Consider the following 20,438-nt stretch of genomic DNA (forward strand, 5'->3'; position numbering starts at 1 on the left):
GCGGGGTCGCTAGCCGCGGACCACGGATACCGGGCCGATGCCCAACTCCCGTACCGGCTGCTCGATCACCGAGGCGTCACCGACCAGCACCACCACCATGCGGTCCGGCGCGAAGGCGTTGACCACGGCCGCCGTCGCCTCCACGGTTCCGGTGGCGGCCAGCCGCTCGTACAGCCGGGCCTGGAAGTCGTCCGGCAGGTACTGCTCGACCTGGTCCGCGAGGGTGTCGGCGACCGCGGCGGCGGTCTCGTACTTCAGCGGCGCGACACCGACCAGGTTCTGCACCGCCACGTCGCGTTCCTCGTCGGTCAGCCCGTCCTTGGCGAGGGTGCGCAGCACCTGCCAGGTGTCGGCGAGCGCCGGAGCCGTGACGTCGGTGGCGACCGAACCGCTGATCGCCAGCAGCGAGGCCCCCGAGCCGTCCGGCGCCGAGCGCAGTACCTGGCCGAAAGCCCGCACCCCGTAGGTGTAGCCCTTCTCCTCTCGCAGCACCCGGTCCAGCCGCGAGGTCAGCGTGCCGCCCAGGCAGTACGTGCCGAGCACCTGCGCGGGCCACGCCATGTCGTGCCGGTCGCCGCCGACGCGGCCGATGAGCACCTGGGTCTGCACCGCGCCCGGCCGGTCCACGACCACCACCCGGGCGGTGTCGTCCGCGCTGATCGGCGGCATCCGGCGGGGCGCCGCGGCGTCGCCGGTCCAGGTGCCGAGGGTCCGGGCCAGTACCGCGTCAAGATCGATTCCGGTCAGATCCCCGACGATGACGGCGGTCGCGGTGGCCGGGCGGACATGTGCCGAGTAGAAGGCGCGCACCGCCGCGGCGTCGATGTCGACGACCGTCTCCTCGGTGCCCTGCCGCGGCCGGGACATCCGGGACTCCGCCGGGAACAGCTCGGCGGACAGCGCGACCGCCGCCCTGCGCGCCGGGTTGGCCATCTCGTGCGGGATCTCGTCCAGCCGGTTCTTGACCAGCCGGCTGACCTCGCCCTCCGGGAAGGCGGGCGCGCGCAGCGCGTCGGCCATCAGGCCGAGCGCCTTCTCCAGCCGGGAGGCGGGGACCTCGAGCTGCACCCGTACCCCGGGGTGGTCGGCGTGCGCGTCCAACGTGGCGCCGCAGCGCTCCAGTTCGGCCGCGAACTCCTCGGCGGTGAGGGTGTCGGTGCCCTCGGAGAACGCCCTGGACATGATGGTGGCGACGCCTTCGAGGCCGGCGGGCTCGGCGTCCAGCGGTGCGTCCAGCAGCACCTCCGCCGCGATGACCCGCTGGCCGGGCCGGTGGCAGTGCAGCACGGTCAGGCCGTTGGGCAGCGCGCCGCGCTCGGGGGCCGGGAAGGCCCACGGCTTGGCGGCGCCCGCCTGCGGCTGCGGGTGGAACGTCATGGCGGACTGCGTGGCGTTGCTCATCGGGCTTCCTCGCCGTCTTCCTCGACCGGGCCGACGGTCGGGCCCTCGGGTCCCTCCGGGGCGCCCTCGCGCCCGGTCGGTTCGTAGATCAGTACCGCCCGGTTGTCCGGCCGCAGCCGCGCCGCGGCCACCGCCCTGACCTCCTCGGGGGTCACCTCAAGTACCCGCTGGACAGCGGTCAGTGCCAGTTGCGGATCGCCGAACAGCACGGCGTAGCGGCACAGTTCGTCGGCGCGACCGCCGACCGTGGCCAGCCGGTCCAGCCATTCGCGCTCCAGTTGGGCCTGGGCGCGCTCCATCTCCTCCGGCGTCGGCCCCTGCTCCGCGAACCGGGCCAGCTCCTCGTCGACCGCGGCCTCGATGTCGGCCACCTCGGCGCCGCTGGACGCCTTCACGTCCAGCCAGCCCAGCGAGGGCGCACCGGCCAGCCGCAGCAGGCCGAAGCCCGCGCCGACCGCGGTGCGGTCGTGCCGGACCAGGCGGTTGTGCAGCCGGGAGGACTCGCCGCCGCCGAGCACGGTCAGCGCGAGGTCGGCGGCGTCCGCTTCGCGGGTGCCGTCGTGCGGCAGACGGTAGGCGGCCATCAGGGCGCGGGACGGCACGTCCTCGTGGATCACCTCGCGCAGTTCCTCGCCCACCAGCTCGGGCAGCGAGCCGTCTCGCGGGGTGGGCTTGCCGTCGTGCGCGGGGATGGAGCCGAAGTACTTCTCGATCCAGCGCAGCGTCTGCTCCGGGTCGATGTCGCCGACGACCGCGAGGACCGCGTTGTTGGGCGCGTAGTAGGTGCGGAAGAACTGGCGGGCGTCCTCCAGCGAGGCGGCGTCCAGGTCCGCCATCGAGCCGATCGGCGTGTGGTGGTACGGGTGCCCCTCCGGGAACGCCATGGCCGTCAGTCGCTCGAACGCGGTGCCGTAGGGCACGTTGTCGTACCGCTGGCGGCGCTCGTTCTTGACCACGTCGCGCTGGTTGTCCAGGCTCTCCAGGTCGAGCGCGGTGAGCAGGCTGCCCATCCGGTCGGCCTCCAGCCACAGCGCCAGCTCCACCTGGTGGGCGGGCATGGTCTCGAAGTAGTTGGTGCGCTCGAAGCTGGTGGTGCCGTTGAGCGAGCCGCCCGCGCCCTGCACCAGCTCGAAGTGGCCGTTGCCCGGCACCTGCGCGGAGCCCTGGAACATCAAGTGCTCGAAGAGGTGGGCGAGTCCGGTGCGGCCCGCGACCTCGTGACGCGAGCCGACGTCGTACCAGAGGCAGATCGCGGCGACCGGTGTGAGGTGGTCCTCGGAGAGCACCACGCGCAGCCCGTTGGCCAGGCGGTGCTCCGTCGCTGTCAGGCCGCCGGATTGTGCCTCCGACGAGGCCATGTGAGCCATGCGCTAGCCGTCCTTCCGGTCGCGGTGTAGATCGTGCCCCACTCTAGGCAAGCGCACGGACAGGTCGCGAAGTTCCCGGGATTCCGCCCCAGGTGTCGTGGGGTGGCGGGACGATCGCGACGGGTCGTGGTCCGGGCTGTCAGTGGGGCGGTCCACAATGGACCCGACACAACCCGACCAGGTCCGCCCAAGGAGCAGCCGCGCGATGGCCCGCCGCAGCACGAAGACCACGCCTCCGGACGATTTCGAGGAGCGCATCCTCGACATCGACGTCGTCGACGAGATGCAGGGCTCCTACCTGGAGTACGCCTACTCGGTCATCTACTCACGAGCGCTGCCCGACGCCCGGGACGGCCTCAAGCCGGTGCAGCGCCGGATCATCTACCAGATGAACGAGATGGGCCTGCGCCCCGAGCGCGGGTACGTCAAGTGCGCCCGCGTCGTCGGCGAGGTGATGGGAAAGCTGCACCCGCACGGTGACGCCTCCATCTACGACGCGCTGGTCCGCATGGCGCAGGACTTCTCCATGCGGATGCCGATGGTCGACGGCCACGGCAACTTCGGTTCGCTGGGCAACGACGACCCGCCCGCCGCGATGCGGTACACCGAGTCGCGGATGGACCCGGCAGCGGTGCTGATGACCGAGTCCATCGATGAGGACACGGTCGACTTCGCGCCCAACTACGACGGGCAGGAGAAGGAGCCGGTCGCGCTGCCCGCCGCGTTCCCCAACCTGCTGGTCAACGGCGCCTCCGGGATCGCCGTCGGCATGGCCACCAACATGCCGCCGCACAACCTCGGCGAGGTGATCGCCGCCGCCCGCCATCTGATCAGGCACCCGAACGCGGATCTCGACACGCTGATGCGGTTCGTCCCGGGTCCCGACCTGCCCACCGGCGGCCGGGTCGTCGGCCTGTCCGGCATCCGCGACGCGTACGAGACCGGGCGCGGCACGTTCAAGATCCGCTCCACGGCCACGATCGAGAACGTCACGGCGCGCCGCAAGGGCATCGTCGTCACCGAACTCCCCTTCACCGTCGGCCCGGAGAAGGTAATCGCCAAGATCAAGGACCTGGTCGGCGCGAAGAAGCTCCAGGGCATCGCCGACGTCAAGGACCTCACCGACCGGCAGCACGGGCTGCGCCTGGTCATCGAGGTGAAGAACGGATTCAACCCGGAAGCGGTACTTGAGCAGCTCTACAAGTTGACGCCGATGGAGGACTCCTTCGGCATCAACAACGTGGCGCTGGTCGACGGCCAGCCGCTCACCCTGGGCCTGAAGGAACTGCTGGAGGTCTATGTCGACCACCGCTTCGACGTGGTGCGGCGGCGCAGCGAGTTCCGCCGCACCAAGCGGCGCGACCGGCTGCACCTGGTCGAGGGCCTGCTGGTCGCGCTGGTCGACATCGACGAGGTGATCCGGCTCATCCGCTCCAGCGAGAACTCCGCGGAGGCCAAGCAGCGCCTGATGGAGCGCTTCTCGCTGTCCGAGACGCAGACGCAGTACATCCTGGACACCCCGCTGCGCCGCCTGACCAAGTTCGACCGGCTGGAGCTGGAGGCCGAGCGTGACAGACTCACCAGCGAGATCGCGGAGTTGACCCGCATCCTGGAGTCGGACACGGAACTGCGCAAGCTGGTCTCCAACGAACTGGCCGCGGTCGCCAAGAAGTACGGCACTCCGCGGCGCACGGTGCTGGAGGAGTCGGCGGGCGCGCCGGTGTCGGCGATGCCGCTGGAGGTCTCCGACGACCCGTGCCGGGTGCTGCTGTCCGCCACCGGGCTGCTGGCGCGCACGGCCAACGGCGAGCCTGCGGCGGCCGAGGACCCGGCGGCGGCGCGCGGCGCCTCCGCCGGGGGCGGTGGCGGGCGGCGGGAGGGCGGCAAGCGCGCCAAGCACGATGTGATCGTCTCCGCCGTGCCCGCCACGACCCGTGGCGACGTGGGCGTGGTGACCTCGGCCGGACGGCTGCTGAGGGTGGCCGTGGTCGACCTGCCGGCGCTGCCGGAGGGTTCCTCGACGCCCAACCTCGCGGGCGGGGCGGCCGTTTCGGAGTTCGTGTCACTGGCGGAGGACGAGCGGGTGCTGTGCCTGTCCACGCTGGACGAGTCCTCCCCCGGGCTGGCGCTCGGCACCGAGCAGGGCGTCGTCAAGCGGGTCGTGCCCGACTTCCCGGCGAACAAGGACGAGTTCGAGGTCATCGGCCTGAAGGAGGGCGACCGCGTGGTCGGCGCCGCCGAACTGCGCACCGGTGAGGAGGACCTGGTCTTCATCACCGACGACGCGCAGTTGCTGCGCTACCCGGCCGGCCAGGTGCGGCCGCAGGGCCGTCCGGCGGGCGGAATGGCGGGTGTCAAGCTGTCGGCGGGCGCGAAGGTGATCTCGTTCACCGCGGTGGATCCGGCCTCGGACGCGCTGGTGCTCACGGTGGCCCGCGCCGAGGGCACGCTGGACGGCGCCACTCAGACCACGATCAAGGTGACCCCGTTCGACCAGTATCCGCGCAAGGGCCGGGCCACCGGTGGCGTGCGCTGCCACCGGTTCCTGCGCGGCGAGGACGGCCTGGCGCTGGCCTGGGCGGGCCCGGCCCCGGCCCGGGCCTGCGCGGCGGACGGCTCGCCGGTGGAGCTGCCCGAGCCGGATCCGCGCCGTGACGGCTCGGGCACGCCGGTGAACAAGCCGCTGGCGGCGGTCGCGGGCCCCGCGTAACGGCGCCGCACCGGGCGGGGCGCGCCCCGTCCGGTTTAGGCTCACCATGTGATCACCTGTGCGACCGCCTCCCGGGAGCTGGCCGAGCCGTCCGAGGCGACGGCGGCCAGCGCCCGGACCTGGCTGCTGCTGGAGCAGCCGGGCCCCTGGGGCGCCAAGGCCCTCACCTCCAGCCACCTCGATCCGCGCACCGGCCGGGCGCTGGAGGCGGCCGCCGCCGGAACCGGCGTACGGCTGGGGCTGATCCGCAGGCCGGGACCGCACGCCGACCACCACCATCCGGAGCGCAGGCGGGTGTTCGCGGCCCACACGGTGCCCGGCGCCGGTTGGCTGCGCACCGCCGAGGTGGCCGACCCGGCGGAGCTGCTGGCGTTGGACTTCGCCCGGCTGGGCCGCGGTGACAGCTGTTTCGGCGTGCCCCACGAGGGCGAGCCGCTGGCCCTGGTGTGCACCAACGCCAAGCGGGACCGCTGCTGCGCCCTGCGCGGACGGCCGCTCGTGGCCGAACTGGTCGCCTCAGGGGTCGGCGAGGTGTGGGAGGCCACCCATCTCGGCGGCCATCGTTTCGCCCCGACGATGCTCGTGCTGCCGTACGGCTACGCCTACGCGCGGCTGGACGCGGCGCGCGCCAAGGGGATCGTGGAGGCGGCCCGCGAGGGCCGTATGGTGCTGGAGCACTGCCGTGGCCGCTCCGCCTTCGAACGGCCGGTCCAGGCGGCCGAGTTGGCGGTCCGGGCGCTGATCGGCGAGGACCGGGCCGAGGCGCTCACCGCCGCCACCGCCGAGGAGTCACCGGGCCGTTGGACGGTACGCGTCTGGCACACCGACGGCCGGGCGTGGCACGCCCTGGTCGAGCAGGTGACCGTGACACCGCCGCGCCCGGAGAGCTGCGGCGCCGAGCCGGGAACCCCGGTGCGCATGGAGGTCCGCTCGGTTCGGGAGGAACTCCCGTCGCAGTGACGGGAGTTGCTCGGGCCCGGTACTCAACGCGCCTTGTTCACGAACTCGTTCGTGTAGGTCCTGGACAGGTCCACCGAGTGCCCCTTGACCGTGGGGTCCCACGCGGACAGCACGCTCAGCACGGTGCGCGGGCCGTCGGCGGGCATCAGCCCGTCGGGCGAGTACATGCCCTTCTCGTTCTCCAGCGCCTTGGTGTAGGTGGCCTTGCCGACGCCCGCGTAGTAGTCGGCGGGCATCTTGTCGGCGATCTGCGCCGCGCTGTGCGTGTTGATCCACTTCATCGTCTCGACGAAGGCGTTGACCAGCTTCTGCACCACGTCGGGGTTCTTCTGGATGTACGCGGTGGTCAGATACAGGCAGGACGCCGGATAGGTGCCGCCGAGCGCTGCCTTGGCACCGGCCGCCGTCCGCATGTCGACCAGCGGCTTGGCCAGGCCCTTCTGCTGCAGGATGGAGATCGTCGGCTCGGTGGTCATGCCCGCGTCGATCTGCTTGTTCTGCATGGCGGCCACGAACGTCGATCCGGCGCCCACCGCGACCGAGGTGGCGTCGGACGTCTTCAGGCCGTTCTTGGCCTCCAGGTACTGGGTGAGGAAGTTGGTCGAGCTGCCGAGCCCGGTGACGCCCAGCTTCTTCCCCCGGAAGTCGGCGGGCGAGTGCACCGAACCCGCCTCGTCGGTGCGCACCATCTCCACCTCGCCCGGCGCCTGGAGCAACTGCACCACGGACTCGGTGGACTTGCCCTTGGACTGCAGGTCGATGTTGTGGTCGTAGAAACCGACCACCGCGTCCTGCTGCCCGGCCAGCATGTCGGTCTCGGCGTCCACGCCGGCGGGTTCGTCGGACAGCACCGCGTTGATGCCCTGCGCCTTGAAGTAGCCCAGCTTCTGCGCCAGCATCACCGGCAGATAGATCTGCTTGTCCAGACCGCCCACCATGATCCGCACGGTGGAGCGGCCCGTCGCGTCCTTGGGCGCGGTCTTCGCGGAGCCGCCGCCACAGGCGGTCAGCGACAGGGCGAGAGAGGTACAACTCGCCACCAGCAGCACGGACTTCTTGGCCTTGACCGGCTTCATCGCGGGTCTCCTTACCGGAACGGGGAGGGAAGGGGGTTCACAGACCGGCGGTGTCGCCGGACAGTTGGGTGGGCCGCCAGCGCAGTACCCGCTTCTCGAAGCGGGTGATGAGGAACTCCGCGGCCAGTGCGAGGACGGCGATGATGATGATTCCCGCGTAGACGCCGTTGGCGTTGAAGTTGCCCTGCGCCTGCTGGATGAGCTGCCCCAGCCCGGCCTGGGCGCCGAGCACCTCGCCGACGATGGCGCCGATCAGCGCGAAGCCGAACGCGGCGTGCAGCGAGGCGACGATCCAGGTCATCGCCGACGGCAGCACCACCTGCGAGGTCACCTGCCACTCCGAGGCGCCCAGGATGCGGGCGTTGGCGATCAGGTCGCGGTCCACCTCGCGGGTGCCCTGGAAGGCGTTGAAGAAGACGGAGAAGAACACCAGCACCACGGCGAGCGCGACCTTGCCGGACGGCCCGAGCCCGAACCAGATGATGAACATCGAGCCCAGCACCACGCGCGGGATGGAGTTCCCGGCCTTGATGAACGGTGCCATCACCTCGGCCAGCGCGTGGATCCGCCCCAGCGCGATGCCCAGGACAACACCCGACAGCGTGCCGATGAGGAAGCCGAGGACCGTCTCCTCCATGGTCACGCCGATGTTGTGCCAGATGGACCCGGTGGAGGCGCCCTGGGTGAACCAGGTCCTCAGCTGGTCCACCACACCCGAGGGCGAACCGTAGGTGAAGGAGTCCAGTACGCCCTGCGCCGAGGCGAGTTGCCAGCCGCCGACCACCAAGACAACGAGGGCGAGCTGCGCGCTGAGGACCAGCAGCCTGCGGCGGCGCCTGCCCGACCTGGCGGCCCGCATCAGCTCCGCGGCGTCGGTGTCGTCAACCGTCGGGGGCACGGGGGCGGTGGTGGTCATCGCGGCTGTCCGATCGTGTCGTCGGTACGGGGCTGGTCCTCGGCGGGCTCGGGGCGCGGCGGCTCTCCGACGGTGCGGGCGTAGGCCAGCCGCACCTCGTCGCGCAGGCTGGTCCAGATCCGCTCGTACAGCTCGACGAAGTGCGGATGGAAGCGGATGTCCCGCACCCTGCGCGGGCGCGGCAGGTCGATGGCGAAGGTGTCCTTGACCGTGCCGGGGCCGACGGTCAGCACCACCACCTTGTCGGCCAGCGCGATGGCCTCGTCCAGGTCGTGGGTGACGAAGACGACGGCGGGCCTGGTCAGTTCCCACAGGCTCAGCAGTTCGTCCTGGACGATCTGCCGGGTCTGCACGTCCAGCGCCGAGAACGGCTCGTCCATCAGCAGGATCTCCGGCTCGTTGATCAGCGTCTGGGCGAGCGCGACGCGTTTGCGCATGCCGCCGGAGAGCTGGTGGGGCAGCCGGTCCTCGAATCCGGACAGTCCGACGCGGCGCAGCCAGTCGCGTGCCTTGTCGACCGCCTCCCGTTTGCCGACGCCGCGGAAGCGCGGCCCGGCGGCGACGTTGTCGAGCACCGGCTTCCAGGGGAAGACCGCGTCGGTCTGGAACATGAAGCCCACCCGCCGGTCTATGCCGGTCACCGGCTCGCCGTGGATCAGCGTCTCGCCGCGGCTGGCCGGCTCCAGGCCGGAGACCAGGGACAAGGTGGTGGACTTGCCGCAGCCGGTGGGGCCTACGACGGCGCAGAACTCACCGGGCGCCACGGTCAGGTCCAGCTCCCGTAGGGCGGTGTAGATCCCGCCCGAGGGCGTGCGGAACCTCTTGGTCGCCGCGCGCAGTTCGATCGCCGGCACCGTGCCGGTCGATGTCTGGTTCGCTTGTGCGGTCACTGCTGTCGCACCACCTTGGGACGGTCGGGGTGCCGAGACGGTAGGGCGGAGCGGACGACGGCCGCGAGACTTGCGCGCGTTGCGCGGCTTTACCGCGTTGTCCGAGGTTCTGCTCGTTGTGCTCACCGTCTCGGGGGTGGGCAGCGACGCCGCTGGCGGGCACAATCTGCGCATCACGGGGGCGGGCGCCGCGTCGGGGCGCGTGTCCGTGCCGAGTCCAACCCGGGGGGTGGGAAGGGCACCCATGTCCATGCTGAGCGGGCTGTACGCGCGCATGCCGCGCAGGTGGGGGCGGCGCAACCGGAAGCTGTCCAGTCGGATCCTGCTGAGCCAGCTCGCGATCCTCGGGCTGACCAGCACGATCGGCTTCCTGCTGTTCGCCGTGGCGCAACGCGCCCAGCTGGACCGCGAGTACGAGCGCCGGGCGCTGGCCATCGCGTCCACCACCGCCGCAGAGCCGCAGATCCGGGACGCCATCGCGTACCGCACCGGGGGCGACATCGTGCAGAGCATCGCCGCGCGGATCCAGAGCGCCTCGCACGCCAGCTATGTGGTGGTGATCGACCGGGACGGCATCCGGCACTCCCATCCGATGCCCGCCCTGATCGGCGAACCGGTGGCGGAACGGCCGCTGGTGGCGCTCGACGGGCGCGACCACGTGGGCGTCGACCAGGGAATCACCGGCCGCTCCGCCAACGGCAAGGCACCGCTGCGCGGGCCCACCGGGGATGTGATCGGCGAGGTGTCGGTGGGCATGCCGGAGAGGGACGTGATCGGCCAGCTCTGGCGTGAGCTGCCGGTCTTCGGGCTGTTCGCCGCGCTGGCCCTGGCGGTGGGCGTGGCCGCCTCCTCTGTGCTGGCCCGCCGGCTGAAACGGTCGACTTTCGGCCTGGAGCTGGAGGAGATCGCCGGGCTTCTCCAGGACCGTGAGGCGATGCTGCACGGGATCCGCGAGGGCGTGATCGGCTTCGACCGGCAGGGCCGGGTCACCGTGGTCAACGACGAGGCGCGGCGGCTGCTCGGCCTCGGCACGGCGCTCGGCTCCCGGCTGTCCGACGTACTGCCCGACGGGCGGCTGCGCCGCGCCCTGGACGGCACGCTGACCGGCGCCGACCTGACCGTGGTGACCGACAGCCACTGCCTGGCGGTCAACCGGATGCCGGTCACGCTGCGCGGCCATGAGCTGGGCGCGGTGGTGACGGTCCGGGACCGTACCGAACTGGTGGGGCTGCTGCGGGAGTTGGACTCGGTGCGCGGACTGACCGACGCGCTGCGCGCACAGCAGCACGAGTTCTCCAACCGCATGCACACCCTGGCCGGTCTGCTGGAACTGGGCGAGCACGAGGCGGCGTTCGCCTACGCGGTGGAATCGGCGGGCGCCGAACCGGCGCTGGCCGAATCCATACGGTCCCGGATCGGCAACCCGCTGATGGTCGGACTGCTGACGGCGAAGACCACGGTGGCGGCGGAGCGCGGGGTACGCCTCGTCCTGAGTGAGGACTCCCGACTCGGCGAGCAGCCGGCGCACCTGGACCGGCTGCTGACCATCGTCGGCAACCTGCTGGACAACGCGGTGGACGCGGCGGCCTGCGGCGGCACGTCCCCGGCGCGGGTGCGGCTGTCCCTGGTGGAGGACGCGGCGAGGGTGACGGTACGGGTGGCCGACAGCGGGCCGGGCGTGCCGCCGCGGGCGCGGGCGCGGATCTTCGAGGACGGCTGGTCGACCCGACCGGACCGCGGCACCGCCCGCCGCGGCCTCGGCCTCGCCCTGGTACACCGGCTGGTGCTGCGGCACGGGGGTTCGATCGAGGTGAGCGAGGGGCCGGGCGCGGTGTTCACGGTGGTGCTGCCGGTGCCCCGCGCGGCGCCCGTGGCGGCGGCGAAGGGAGCGGGCTGGTGAGCGGGACCGCGATCAGGACGCTGGTGGTGGAGGACGACTTCCGGGTGGGCGGTATCCACACCGCGTATGTGCGGCGGGTGGCCGGCTTCGAGGTGGTCGGCCAGCCGGGTTCCGTCGACGCCGCGCTCGCCGCCGTCCGGGAGACTCGGCCCGAACTGCTGCTGCTCGACGTGTACCTGCCGGACGGCAGCGGCCTGGACATCCTGCGGCGGCTCAGCCAGGAGACGGGCGCGCCGCGGCCGGACGCCATCATGACCACGGCGGCCCGGGACGTGGGCTCGGTCCGCGCGGCGATGCAACTCGGCGCGATCGGCTATCTGGTCAAGCCGTTCGGCTCCGCCGCGCTCGCCGAACGGCTGACCGCGTACCGGGAGCTACGGCACCGGGTGGACGCGCTCGACCCGGCCGCGGAGGCCGACCAGGCCGATGTGGACGCGCTGTTCAGCGCCGCCCGGCCGAGCGCGCTGCCCTCCGTACCGGCCAAGGGGCATTCGGCGCCGACCCTCGCCGTGGTACGGGACGCGGTCCGCTCCGCGCGGACCGGCCTGTCGGCGGCCGAGGTCGCCGAGGCCACCGGGGTGTCCCGCGCGACCGCCCAGCGCTATCTGTCCTACCTGGTACGGGAGGGCATGGCGCGGCTGGAGTTGCGGTACGGGACGACAGGGCGACCGGAACACCGGTACCGGGTGGGCAGTTGAGCCCGGCTACGCCGCGCCCGCACCGGTGAGCGAACGCACCTCCACTTCGGCGTAGCGGCCCGGGTCGGCGGGCACCGGGGAGAGCACGGTGCCCAGCCAACCGACCAGGAAGCCGAGGGGGATGGAGACGATGCCGGGGTTCTGCAGCGGGAACCAGGCGAAGTCGAGCCGGGGGAAGATCGCGCCGGGGCCGCCGGAGACCACCGGGGAGAAGACCACCAGCGCGACCGACGGCACCAGTCCGCCGTAGACGGACCACACCGCGCCCCGGGTGGTGAAGCGGCGCCAGAACAGCGTGAGCAGCAGGACGGGCAGATTGGCCGAGGCGGCGACGGCGAACGCCACCCCCACCACGACCGCCACGTTCAACGCCTGGGCGTACAGCGTCAGTCCGATGGCCACCGCCCCGATGGCCACTGCCGCCAGCCGGGCCACGGCAACCTCCCGGGCGTCCGGAGTGTTCGACGGCCCGCCGTGCCCCCGCCGCAGGCTGCCGTACAGGTCGTGGGCGACGCTGGCCGAGGAGGCGAGGGTGAGACCGGCGACCACCGCCAGGATCGTGGCGAAGGCCACCGAGCCGACCACGGCGAACAGCACCGTCCCGCCCGTCGAACCCGCTCCCCCGCCCAGACTCAGGGCGAGCAGCGGAACCGCCGTGTTCCCGGCCGCGTTGGACGCCCGTACCGCGCCGGAACCCACCAGGGCCGCCGCGCCGAACCCCAGCACCATCGTCATCAGATAGAAGGCGCCGATCAGCGCGACCGCCCACACCACCGAGCGGCGCGCGGCACGCGCGGTGGGCACCGTGTAGAAGCGCACCAGGATGTGCGGCAGTCCCGCCGTACCGAGCACCAGGGCGAGCCCGAGGCTGACGAAGTCCAGCCGGGCGAGCGGGGATCCGCCGTACTTCAGGCCGGGCCGCAGATAGGCCGCGCCGTGCCCGCTGCCGTGCGCGGCGGCGCGCAGCAGGGCGCTGACGTCGCCGTGGAAGTGGGCGAGCACCATGGCCGTCAGCACCGCCGAACCGCCCAGCAGCAACGCCCCCTTGACCACCTGGATCCATGTGGTGGCACGCATTCCGCCGAACACCACGTAGAACACCATCAGGGCGCCCACGCCGCCGACCGTCCAGGTCCTGGCGTGCGCCGCCTCACCGTCCAGCAGCAGCGAGACCAGACTGCCGGCGCCGACCAGTTGCGCCACCAGGTAGAGCACCGCCACCGTGATCGACGAGATCCCAGCGGCGATCCGTACCGGCCGCTCGCCCATCCGGGCGGACAGCACATCGGCGAGGGTGAACCGGCCGCAGTTGCGCACCAGTTCCGCCACCAGCATCAGCACGCCGAGCCATGCCACGAAGAACCCGACGAGGTAGAGCACCCCGTCATAGCCGTAGAGCGCGATCAGCCCGGAGACACCGAGGAACGAACCGGCGGACAAGTAGTCACCGCTGATGGCGAAACCGTTCTCCAGCGGGGAGAACAGCCGTCCGCCGGAGAAGAACTCCTCCGACGAGCGGCGCCCCCGCCCAGCCCAGACGGTGATCGCCAAGGTGATCGAGACGAAGGCGGTGAACAGCGAGAGCGCCAGCGCCTGATGCCCGGTCACCGAATGCCGGGCCGCCAACTGCGCCAACGTCGCTCGCAGTTGCCCTACCGCCATACCGGGCCGCCCGGTCACCGCACCCGCTCCTGGGTGTCCCAGCGCAACTCCAGCGCCGCCCGGTCCCGGCGCAGCCGCGCATGCCGCGCGTAGGCCCAGGTCAGCAGGAAGGTCATGGCGAACTGCGCGAGGCCGGCCAGCATCGCGACATTGACCGCCCCCGCCACGGGACGCCCCATCAGCCCAGGTGCCGTGATCGCCGCCGTCACATACAGCAGGTAACAGACGAGACACGCCCCCGCCGCCGGAAACGCGAACCGCCGATACCGGCGCCGCACCTCCTGGAACGCCTCCCCGGCCTGCACCTGCCGGTACACCGCCGTACGGTCGGGCTCCCCCCGCGCCGCCGCACCGGGCTCCGGCCTCTGCGACGGCCCGCCGTGTTCCTCCCACGGGCCGACGGCCAGGGCTTCGGTCCAGGGGTCCTGCACCCCGAGCCGTACCGCCCCACCACCGTCGTGTACGTCCACAGTGAATCTCCTTGAGCCGCACGCCAATTGGCCGTTCGCCCAAGAATGGGCAGATCCGGAAGCTCCCTCGCCGATAAGACGAAACGTTCACTCCATCAGGTGATGAGGTCCGGGACCTCATCACCCCGAGCGGTTCCGAACGCTGTGCCCCCGGTGTCCACCGCCGCCGCTCAGTCCTGCGCGGGCCGCACGATCCCGTGCCGGAACGCGTACCGCACCGCCTGCGCCCGGTCCCGGGCCCCGATCTTCGAGAACAGGTTGTTGATATGGGTCTTGACCGTGGCCGGGCTGACGTAGAGCGTCGCGGCGATCTCCGTGTTGGACAGGCCCTCCGCCACCAGCGCCAGTACCTGCGCCTCGCGTCCGGTCAGCCCGTCCGGCAGCTCCTCCGGCGCCCCGCGCGCTGGGCCGACCGCCCGCGCGACCACCGGGCCGCCCTGGGCCAGCCGCTCCAGCAGGCGGCGCTGCACCTTCGGCGACAGTCCCGCCTGGCCCGACATCACATCCTCGATGGCCCGCAGGATCTCCTCGCCGCCCGCGTCCTTGGTCAGATAGCCGCGCGCCCCCGCCTCCAACGCCGGAAAGAGCGAATCGTCATCGGCGAACGTCGTCAGCACCACCACCTGGGTGTCCGGATGGTCGCGCCGGATCCTGCGAGTGGCCTCCGCCCCGTCGCAGCGGGGCATCCGCAGATCCATCAGCACCACGTCCGGGGCCGTCTCCGCCACCAGCCGCACCGCCTCCTCCCCATCGGCCGCCGCTCCCACCACTTCCAGCCCGGGCAGCAGCCCGAGCAGCATCACGATGCCCTCCCGCACCACGGTCTGGTCATCGGCCACCACCACACGTGTCGCTCGCCCGGCCATCACGCCGGCACCCGCAGTCGCACCACGAACCCCTCCTCGGCCGGTCCCGCCTCCAGCGTGCCGCCGAGCAACTCGGCGCGTTCACGCATTCCCAGCAGACCGTAGCCTCCTCCCGAGCCACCGAGTTCGCCGTTATCCACAGGCTCGTTATCCACAGGCCGTCCGCCGAAGTCGCGGACTTCCAACTCCACTTCCCCCGGCAGATAGTCGAGCCGGATCGCCACCTTCGCCCCCGGCGCGTGCTTGCGCGCGTTGGTCACCGCCTCCTGGGCCACCCTCCGCACGGCGAGCCCAGCCTCCGCCGGCAGATCCCTGCGCTCGCCCTCGATCCGCAGCCGGGCGCCCTCGGAGTCCACCAGCTCGCGCAGGAAGTCCTCCGCCGGTGTCATCTCACCGCGCAGCGCCGACAGCGCCTGCCGGGTCTCGGCCAGGCCCTGGCGCGCCATCCGGCGAGCCGACACCACCCGGTCCAGCACCTCGCCCCGATCGCCGCCCCGCTCGATGAGCAGCCGGGCCGCCTCCAGATGCACCATCTGCGCCGAAAGGCTGTGCGCCAGCACATCGTGGATCTCCCGGGCGATCCGGCCTCGTTCGCGCAGCGCCGCCGTCTCCGCCTCGGCGGCGCGAGCGGCCCGCTCCTGGGCCAGCAGCCGCTGGGTGTTGCCCCGGGCCTCCTTGTCCAACCGCACCACATAACCCACCAGGCCGAGCCCCGCGGCGGTGAACGCCGTGGTCAGCCAGTTGTCCCGGCTCGCCAGCAGCGCGTACGCCCCCAGGGCGGCGCTGGTGAGCGGGATCGCCACGGCCAGTGGCAGCCGCTCCATCGCCAGGATCGCGCAGGCGCACCACAAGACGGTGGCGGCGTACCCCGCATGCTGGCTCTGCGCGGCGAACGCTCCGGCGAACAGCAATCCCAGCAGCCCCAAGGCGGGCCAGATCCGGTGCTCCACGGTGACCCGCATCAGGCCCCACACCACCAGGACGGCCGCCGCGACCGCGAGCGTCACCCACACCGGACGCCAGCCGTGGATCCGCCCGTTGGCGAACGCCCCCCACAGCACTCCGGCCACGATCAGCAGCCGCATCGCCCAGCCGAGCACCCGGTGCGCCGTCGTCCTGCTCTCCCAGGACAGGGCCTCCTTGGAGGGCCAGGCTGTCCAGAAGCTGAGCGGCACGTGGGCTCCTTCCGCCGTGTACGCCGTCACGGTGCGGCGGCGGTGACGCGGTACGCGGGCTCCAGCTCACGGGCCCGCCACATCACCAAACCGGTCCGGACCAGCAACGTCGCCGCCAACGCCAGCATCGTCGCTCCGCTGCCCTGGTGCACGCCCAGCACCGCGCCCACGGCGGCCAGGCCTATTCGCAGCAGCACCCCGCCCGTCCAGGCTGCCGTGGTCGCCTTGGCGCCCCTGGCCCACACCGAGCCGTCGGCCTCCCGCCACAGCCGGGTGGTGTACGCCCACACCGCGCCCATGCCCAGCCCCACCACTATCTCGGCGGCCAGCAGACCCACCGACAGCGCCACATGGCGGTTGTCGACCACACCGCCGTTGCGCACCGAGAGGACGACCAGAACCACCGGAAGGATCCACCAGCGAGCGCTGTCGGCCACCTTCTGCGGCCTGAGCTGGCGTGCCAGCACCAGCACGACCACCGCGATGATCACCGCGACATCGGTAAGACCGGACATGGGAAACGCCTCCGAACTGCGAGGAACCTCGAGAAAACCAGACGCTTACGACGGTAGAGATCCGTCGTTTCCCGCGGATCGGATCCAGGGTTGAACCTGGGTGGAGATCGCCTCTCCACCCACGGGTGGAGAAACGCCCAGACCGGGGGCACGCGGTCACGGAAGGCGGCGGGGCCCGGCCGTGGAGGACGAGACGCCCCGCCGCGCAAGGCGGGGCACGCTGCCGGGGGACGCGGCGGCATCCGGAGCGGCCAGCGGAGCCTCACCGGGGAAGAAACGATCAACCACGCGGCTACCCACCGGGGAGGACACGCACATACCTCGTCTCGATGGCGCACTGCCGGTAGCCGAACCACGCGTTGACGGCCAGCATCGGCCCGTTGCCGGTGTCGTTGGCCGTGAACGCCTCGGCATAACCCGCCGCCCGTGCCCGGTGCAGCGAGGTGGCCTTCGCCAACTTCGCCAGCCCCCGGCCGCGCCACGCCCGCCGTGTTCCGGTCATCCCCGACAGATACCGGCGGCGGCCGTCGGTGTGCGCCATGCTGAAGGCGGCGACGGTCCCGTCCGCCACCACGGCGATCGTCAACTCCCGGTCCAAATCAGGCGAGTTCCAGTACTGGGCGAGCCACTGCGCGTACCCGATCCCGTCACACGACGCGTCGCTGGGTTCGTCCGCCGCCGCCTCCGCGTCCGCCTCGTACAGCGGTCGCGGATCGTCCGCGAAGTCCGCGCCGGTGCGCAGCTCGTACCCGTGGGGAACTTCGGGGACGGCGGGCAGCGTGCCGTCCGTCAGATCCAGGCGCTGGAAGCTGGCCGAGCGGCCCGGGCGGTAGCCGCGCCGGCGTGCGAAGTCCAGCGACGTCTCGTCGCCGACGACCCAGGCGAACACGGTGTCCGCCCCCTGGCCCGCGAGGTACTCCTCGGCGGCGCTGAGCAGGGCGCTGCCCACCCCCCGCCGACGCACCTCGGGAAGCACTTGGAGGTTCGCGAACGCCTGCCCCGGAACGCTGTTCTCGTAGATCAACCCGGTGGCGGCGATTCCGACCACTCGGCGGCCGGTCCCCGCCGCGCCGTCAACCGCCCTTCCGCGAGGGGAGTTTCGCTCGTGCCGGACCTCGGCGACGAGCATCCGGTACCGCTGGTCGGCGGGCGCCTCAGCGGCGCGCCAGGCCATGGTCTGCGGTGTCGAGACCAGATAGGGCGCAACGATGTCACGCACCTCGGCGGCGGCCTCGGCGTCAGCGGGTCGGAAGGGGCGGATGGTCAGCTCCATGACGGCGCACGGTACGCCCCGGAGCCTCCCATCCGCCTCCCGTTTTCCGCTGACCGATGTCTGCGGTCACACGTCGATGCGCGAACGGTCCAGTGTGGCCGCGGAGTTGGTGATGAACTCCTTGCGCGGCGCCACCTCGTTGCCCATCAGCAGTTCGAAGACGCGCTCGGCGGCCTCCAGGTCGCCGATGTTGATCCGGCGCAGGGTGCGGTGGCGCGGGTCCATGGTGGTCTCCGCGAGCTGGTCGGCGTCCATCTCACCGAGCCCCTTGTAGCGCTGGATGCTGTCCTTGTAGCGGACGTTGCGGCGCTGGAGGTCCAGCAGGGTCTGCCGCAGCTCGGTGTCCGAGTAGGTGTAGATGTACTTGTCCTGCCCCTTCTTGGGGTTGGTCAGCTCGATGCGGTGCAGCGGCGGCACCGCGGAGAAGACCCGGCCCTCCTCCACCATCGGGCGCATGTAGCGCTGGAAGAGGGTGAGCAGCAGGGTGCGGATGTGGGCGCCGTCGACATCGGCGTCCGCGAGGAAGATGACCTTCCCGTAGCGGGCCTGGTTGATGTCGAAGGTGCGTCCCGAACCGGCACCTATGACCTGGATGATCGCCCCGCACTCGGCGTTCTTCAGCATGTCCGAGACGGACGACTTCTGAACGTTGAGGATCTTGCCGCGGATCGGCAGCAGCGCCTGGAACTCCGAGTTCCGCGCCACCTTGGCGGTGCCGAGCGCCGAGTCGCCCTCGACGATGAACAGTTCGGTGCGGTCGACGTCGTCGCTGCGGCAGTCGGCGAGCTTCGCCGGGAGCGAGGAGGACTCCAGCGCGGTCTTGCGGCGCTGCGCCTCCTTGTGCTGGCGGGCCGCGATACGGGTGCGGGCAGCGGCGACGACCTTCTCCAGCACCGCGCGGGCCTGCTGCTTGTCGTCCCGCTTGGTGGAGGTCAAGAACGCCTTGAGCTCCTTGGCCACCACGTTCGCCACGATCCGGGAGGCGGCGGAGGTGCCCAGGACCTCCTTGGTCTGGCCCTCGAACTGCGGTTCGGCGAGCCGGACGGTGACCACCGCCGTCAGACCCTCCATCGCGTCGTCCTTGACCACGTCGTCCTCGGCGACGCGCAGCAGCTTCGTGGCGCGCAGCACGTCGTTGACGGTCCGGGCGATGGAGCGCTCGAAGCCCGACACATGGGTGCCGCCCTTGGGGGTGGCGATGATGTTGACGAAGGAGCGCAGGGTGGTGTCGTAGCCCGCGCCCCAGCGCAGTGCGATGTCGACGCCGAGCTGGCGGGTGACCTCGGTGGGCGTCATGTGGCCGCGCTCGTCGAGCACCGGCACGGTCTCCTTGAACGTGCCCTCGCCGCGCAGCCGCAGCACGTCGCAGATGGCCTTGTCGGGCGCCAGGTACTCGCAGAACTCGCTGATGCCGCCGTCGAAGTGGAATACCTCCTCGGCCGGAGCGCCCTCGTCCAGACCGCGCTCGTCCCGTACGACGATGGTCAGTCCCGGTACGAGGAACGCGGTCTGGCGGGCGCGCTGGTGGAGGTTCTCCAGAGAGAGCTTGGCGTCCTTGAGGAAGATCTGGCGGTCGGCCCAGTAGCGGACCCGGGTGCCGGTGCGGTTCTTGGTGATCTTCTTGGCCTTGCGCAGGCCGCTGCCCGGGTCGAACGGGGCGTCGGGCCCGGACTCGGTGAAGATGCCGGGCACGCCGCGGCGGAAGCTGATGGCGTGGGTGTGGCCGCTGCGGTCGACCTCGACGTCCAGCCGGGCGCTCAGCGCGTTGACCACGGAGGCGCCGACGCCGTGCAGACCGCCGGAGGCGGCGTAGGACCCGCCACCGAACTTGCCGCCCGCGTGCAGCTTGGTCATGACGACCTCGACGCCGGACAGGCCGGTCTTGGGCTCCACGTCCACCGGGATGCCGCGACCGTTGTCCCGGACCTCGACGGATCCGTCGTCGTGCAGGACGACCTCGATATGGTCGCAGTAGCCGCCCAGCGCCTCGTCGACGGAGTTGTCGATGATCTCCCACAGGCAGTGCATCAGACCGCGGCTGTCGGTCGAGCCGATGTACATGCCAGGGCGCTTGCGGACGGCCTCCAGACCCTCGAGGACGAGCAGGTGCCGCGCGGTGTAGTTCGAGCCGTCGCGGTCCGCGCCGCTGAGCAGGGCGGTGGACGGCGCTGATGTGTCGGCGGTCACGCGGGCAGCTCCTCGCAGTTCTTGCAACCGTTTCCGGTGTGGGCAGTTGTGGTTGTTCGCCGACGAGAGTACCGATGCCCGGCGGGGCGACCTCGCCGCGACCCGGTTTCGCCGTTTATGCTAGCCCGACATCGATCGCACGTTCGATACCTCGTACGAGTGATACCCACATCACGTTCCCAACTAGGCATGAACCATTTAGGCTCCGGGCACGTCCTCAGCAACAACCGGCAACCCTGCCGGGAGGCGAAAATCCGACATATGCCCCAAATATCACAACTGACTCTTTAATCCCTATTCGCCGCCAACCGGTACCATCCGGCCGCCTCGGGCCCAACTTTCGAGGAAAAGCCACGAGCGGGAACGTTTTCG

16 protein-coding genes are annotated in these 20,438 nt (G+C 71.4%); 4 read left to right on the plus strand and 12 right to left on the minus strand.

The features are described from left to right. Nucleotides 1-9: 9 nt before the first annotated feature. Both O5O46_RS18525 and O5O46_RS18530 read right to left on the minus strand, forming a co-directional pair. On the minus strand, nucleotides 10-1,401 hold the full coding sequence (locus O5O46_RS18525) for a M16 family metallopeptidase (RefSeq protein ID WP_269856586.1): 1,392 nt from the start codon (nucleotides 1,399-1,401) through the stop codon (nucleotides 10-12). Beyond that, a complete protein-coding gene (locus O5O46_RS18530; protein ID WP_269856587.1) occupies nucleotides 1,398-2,768 on the minus strand; it encodes a M16 family metallopeptidase in 1,371 nt (456 codons plus the stop codon). The genes O5O46_RS18525 and O5O46_RS18530 overlap by 4 nt, the downstream gene beginning before the upstream one ends. Nucleotides 2,769-2,973: 205 nt before the next feature. Here O5O46_RS18530 and O5O46_RS18535 point away from each other — a divergent pair, with 205 nt between their 5' ends. Then, on the plus strand, nucleotides 2,974-5,478 hold the full coding sequence (locus O5O46_RS18535; RefSeq protein ID WP_269856588.1) for a DNA gyrase/topoisomerase IV subunit A: 2,505 nt from the start codon (nucleotides 2,974-2,976) through the stop codon (nucleotides 5,476-5,478). Between the two features lie 48 nt (nucleotides 5,479-5,526). Further along, nucleotides 5,527-6,438, plus strand: a complete 912-nt coding sequence (locus tag O5O46_RS18540) for a sucrase ferredoxin (RefSeq protein ID WP_269856589.1) — start codon at nucleotides 5,527-5,529, stop codon at nucleotides 6,436-6,438. A gap of 23 nt (nucleotides 6,439-6,461) precedes the next feature. Here the strand turns inward: O5O46_RS18540 and O5O46_RS18545 are convergent, their stop codons facing one another. Genes O5O46_RS18545 through O5O46_RS18555 form a run of 3 tightly spaced genes read right to left on the minus strand, consistent with a single transcriptional unit; the run spans nucleotide 6,462 to nucleotide 9,320 of the window. Beyond that, nucleotides 6,462-7,514: an ABC transporter substrate-binding protein gene (locus O5O46_RS18545; protein WP_269856590.1), complete on the minus strand. Its 1,053-nt coding sequence runs from the start codon at nucleotides 7,512-7,514 to the stop codon at nucleotides 6,462-6,464. 37 nt (nucleotides 7,515-7,551) lie between these two features. Beyond that, entirely contained in the window at nucleotides 7,552-8,430 is an 879-nt protein-coding gene (locus O5O46_RS18550; RefSeq protein ID WP_269856591.1) for an ABC transporter permease, read from the minus strand. Further along, nucleotides 8,427-9,320: an ABC transporter ATP-binding protein gene (locus O5O46_RS18555; protein WP_269856592.1), complete on the minus strand. Its 894-nt coding sequence runs from the start codon at nucleotides 9,318-9,320 to the stop codon at nucleotides 8,427-8,429. The genes O5O46_RS18550 and O5O46_RS18555 overlap by 4 nt, the downstream gene beginning before the upstream one ends. Nucleotides 9,321-9,564: 244 nt before the next feature. Here O5O46_RS18555 and O5O46_RS18560 point away from each other — a divergent pair, with 244 nt between their 5' ends. Together O5O46_RS18560 and O5O46_RS18565 are read left to right on the plus strand one after the other, a co-directional pair. Then, nucleotides 9,565-11,220 (plus strand): sensor histidine kinase, encoded by a 1,656-nt coding sequence (locus O5O46_RS18560; RefSeq protein WP_269856593.1) that lies wholly within the window; start codon nucleotides 9,565-9,567, stop codon nucleotides 11,218-11,220. Continuing rightward, nucleotides 11,217-11,918 (plus strand): response regulator transcription factor, encoded by a 702-nt coding sequence (locus O5O46_RS18565; RefSeq protein ID WP_269856594.1) that lies wholly within the window; start codon nucleotides 11,217-11,219, stop codon nucleotides 11,916-11,918. Before O5O46_RS18560 ends, O5O46_RS18565 begins: the two co-directional genes overlap by 4 nt. A 6-nt stretch (nucleotides 11,919-11,924) precedes the next feature. Here O5O46_RS18565 and O5O46_RS18570 read toward each other — a convergent pair whose 3' ends face one another. The 7 genes from O5O46_RS18570 to O5O46_RS18600 all read right to left on the minus strand — a co-directional run bounded on the left by O5O46_RS18570 (nucleotide 11,925) and on the right by O5O46_RS18600 (nucleotide 20,066). Continuing rightward, nucleotides 11,925-13,526 carry a solute symporter family protein gene (locus O5O46_RS18570; protein WP_269856668.1) on the minus strand — a complete coding sequence of 534 codons (1,602 nt, stop codon included), beginning with the start codon at nucleotides 13,524-13,526 and terminating at the stop codon, nucleotides 11,925-11,927. 68 nt (nucleotides 13,527-13,594) lie between these two features. Beyond that, nucleotides 13,595-14,050, minus strand: a complete 456-nt coding sequence (locus O5O46_RS18575) for a DUF485 domain-containing protein (protein WP_269856595.1) — start codon at nucleotides 14,048-14,050, stop codon at nucleotides 13,595-13,597. Nucleotides 14,051-14,220: 170 nt separating this feature from the next. Beyond that, nucleotides 14,221-14,916 carry a response regulator transcription factor gene (locus O5O46_RS18580; RefSeq protein WP_269856596.1) on the minus strand — a complete coding sequence of 232 codons (696 nt, stop codon included), beginning with the start codon at nucleotides 14,914-14,916 and terminating at the stop codon, nucleotides 14,221-14,223. Beyond that, nucleotides 14,916-16,091 carry a sensor histidine kinase gene (locus O5O46_RS18585; RefSeq protein WP_269856597.1) on the minus strand — a complete coding sequence of 392 codons (1,176 nt, stop codon included), beginning with the start codon at nucleotides 16,089-16,091 and terminating at the stop codon, nucleotides 14,916-14,918. Before O5O46_RS18585 ends, O5O46_RS18580 begins: the two co-directional genes overlap by 1 nt. Before the next feature lie 26 nt (nucleotides 16,092-16,117). Beyond that, the gene (locus tag O5O46_RS18590; RefSeq protein ID WP_269856598.1) at nucleotides 16,118-16,606 is read right to left on the minus strand and encodes a CcdC protein domain-containing protein; all 489 of its coding nucleotides are present in this window, start codon (nucleotides 16,604-16,606) and stop codon (nucleotides 16,118-16,120) included. Between the two features lie 292 nt (nucleotides 16,607-16,898). Further along, the gene (locus O5O46_RS18595; RefSeq protein WP_269856599.1) at nucleotides 16,899-17,879 is read right to left on the minus strand and encodes a GNAT family N-acetyltransferase; all 981 of its coding nucleotides are present in this window, start codon (nucleotides 17,877-17,879) and stop codon (nucleotides 16,899-16,901) included. Nucleotides 17,880-17,945: 66 nt separating this feature from the next. After that, nucleotides 17,946-20,066: a DNA gyrase/topoisomerase IV subunit B gene (locus O5O46_RS18600; protein ID WP_269856600.1), complete on the minus strand. Its 2,121-nt coding sequence runs from the start codon at nucleotides 20,064-20,066 to the stop codon at nucleotides 17,946-17,948. Nucleotides 20,067-20,438: the final 372 nt, after the last annotated feature.

It is taken from the genome of Streptomyces sp. RPT161 (assembly GCF_027533845.1).
Classification (GTDB): domain Bacteria; phylum Actinomycetota; class Actinomycetes; order Streptomycetales; family Streptomycetaceae; genus Streptantibioticus_A; species Streptantibioticus_A silvisoli_A.

Coding starts and splice junctions, on each gene's coding strand:
- O5O46_RS18545 (WP_269856590.1), bottom strand. CDS start 7,514: ATGAAGCCGGTCAAGGCCAAGAAGTCCGTGCTGCTGGTGGCGAGTTGT.
- O5O46_RS18525 (WP_269856586.1), bottom strand. CDS start 1,401: ATGAGCAACGCCACGCAGTCCGCCATGACGTTCCACCCGCAGCCGCAG.
- O5O46_RS18595 (WP_269856599.1), bottom strand. CDS start 17,879: ATGGAGCTGACCATCCGCCCCTTCCGACCCGCTGACGCCGAGGCCGCC.
- O5O46_RS18530 (WP_269856587.1), bottom strand. CDS start 2,768: ATGGCTCACATGGCCTCGTCGGAGGCACAATCCGGCGGCCTGACAGCG.
- O5O46_RS18550 (WP_269856591.1), bottom strand. CDS start 8,430: ATGACCACCACCGCCCCCGTGCCCCCGACGGTTGACGACACCGACGCC.
- O5O46_RS18590 (WP_269856598.1), bottom strand. CDS start 16,606: ATGTCCGGTCTTACCGATGTCGCGGTGATCATCGCGGTGGTCGTGCTG.
- O5O46_RS18560 (WP_269856593.1), top strand. CDS start 9,565: ATGTCCATGCTGAGCGGGCTGTACGCGCGCATGCCGCGCAGGTGGGGG.
- O5O46_RS18580 (WP_269856596.1), bottom strand. CDS start 14,916: ATGGCCGGGCGAGCGACACGTGTGGTGGTGGCCGATGACCAGACCGTG.
- O5O46_RS18535 (WP_269856588.1), top strand. CDS start 2,974: ATGGCCCGCCGCAGCACGAAGACCACGCCTCCGGACGATTTCGAGGAG.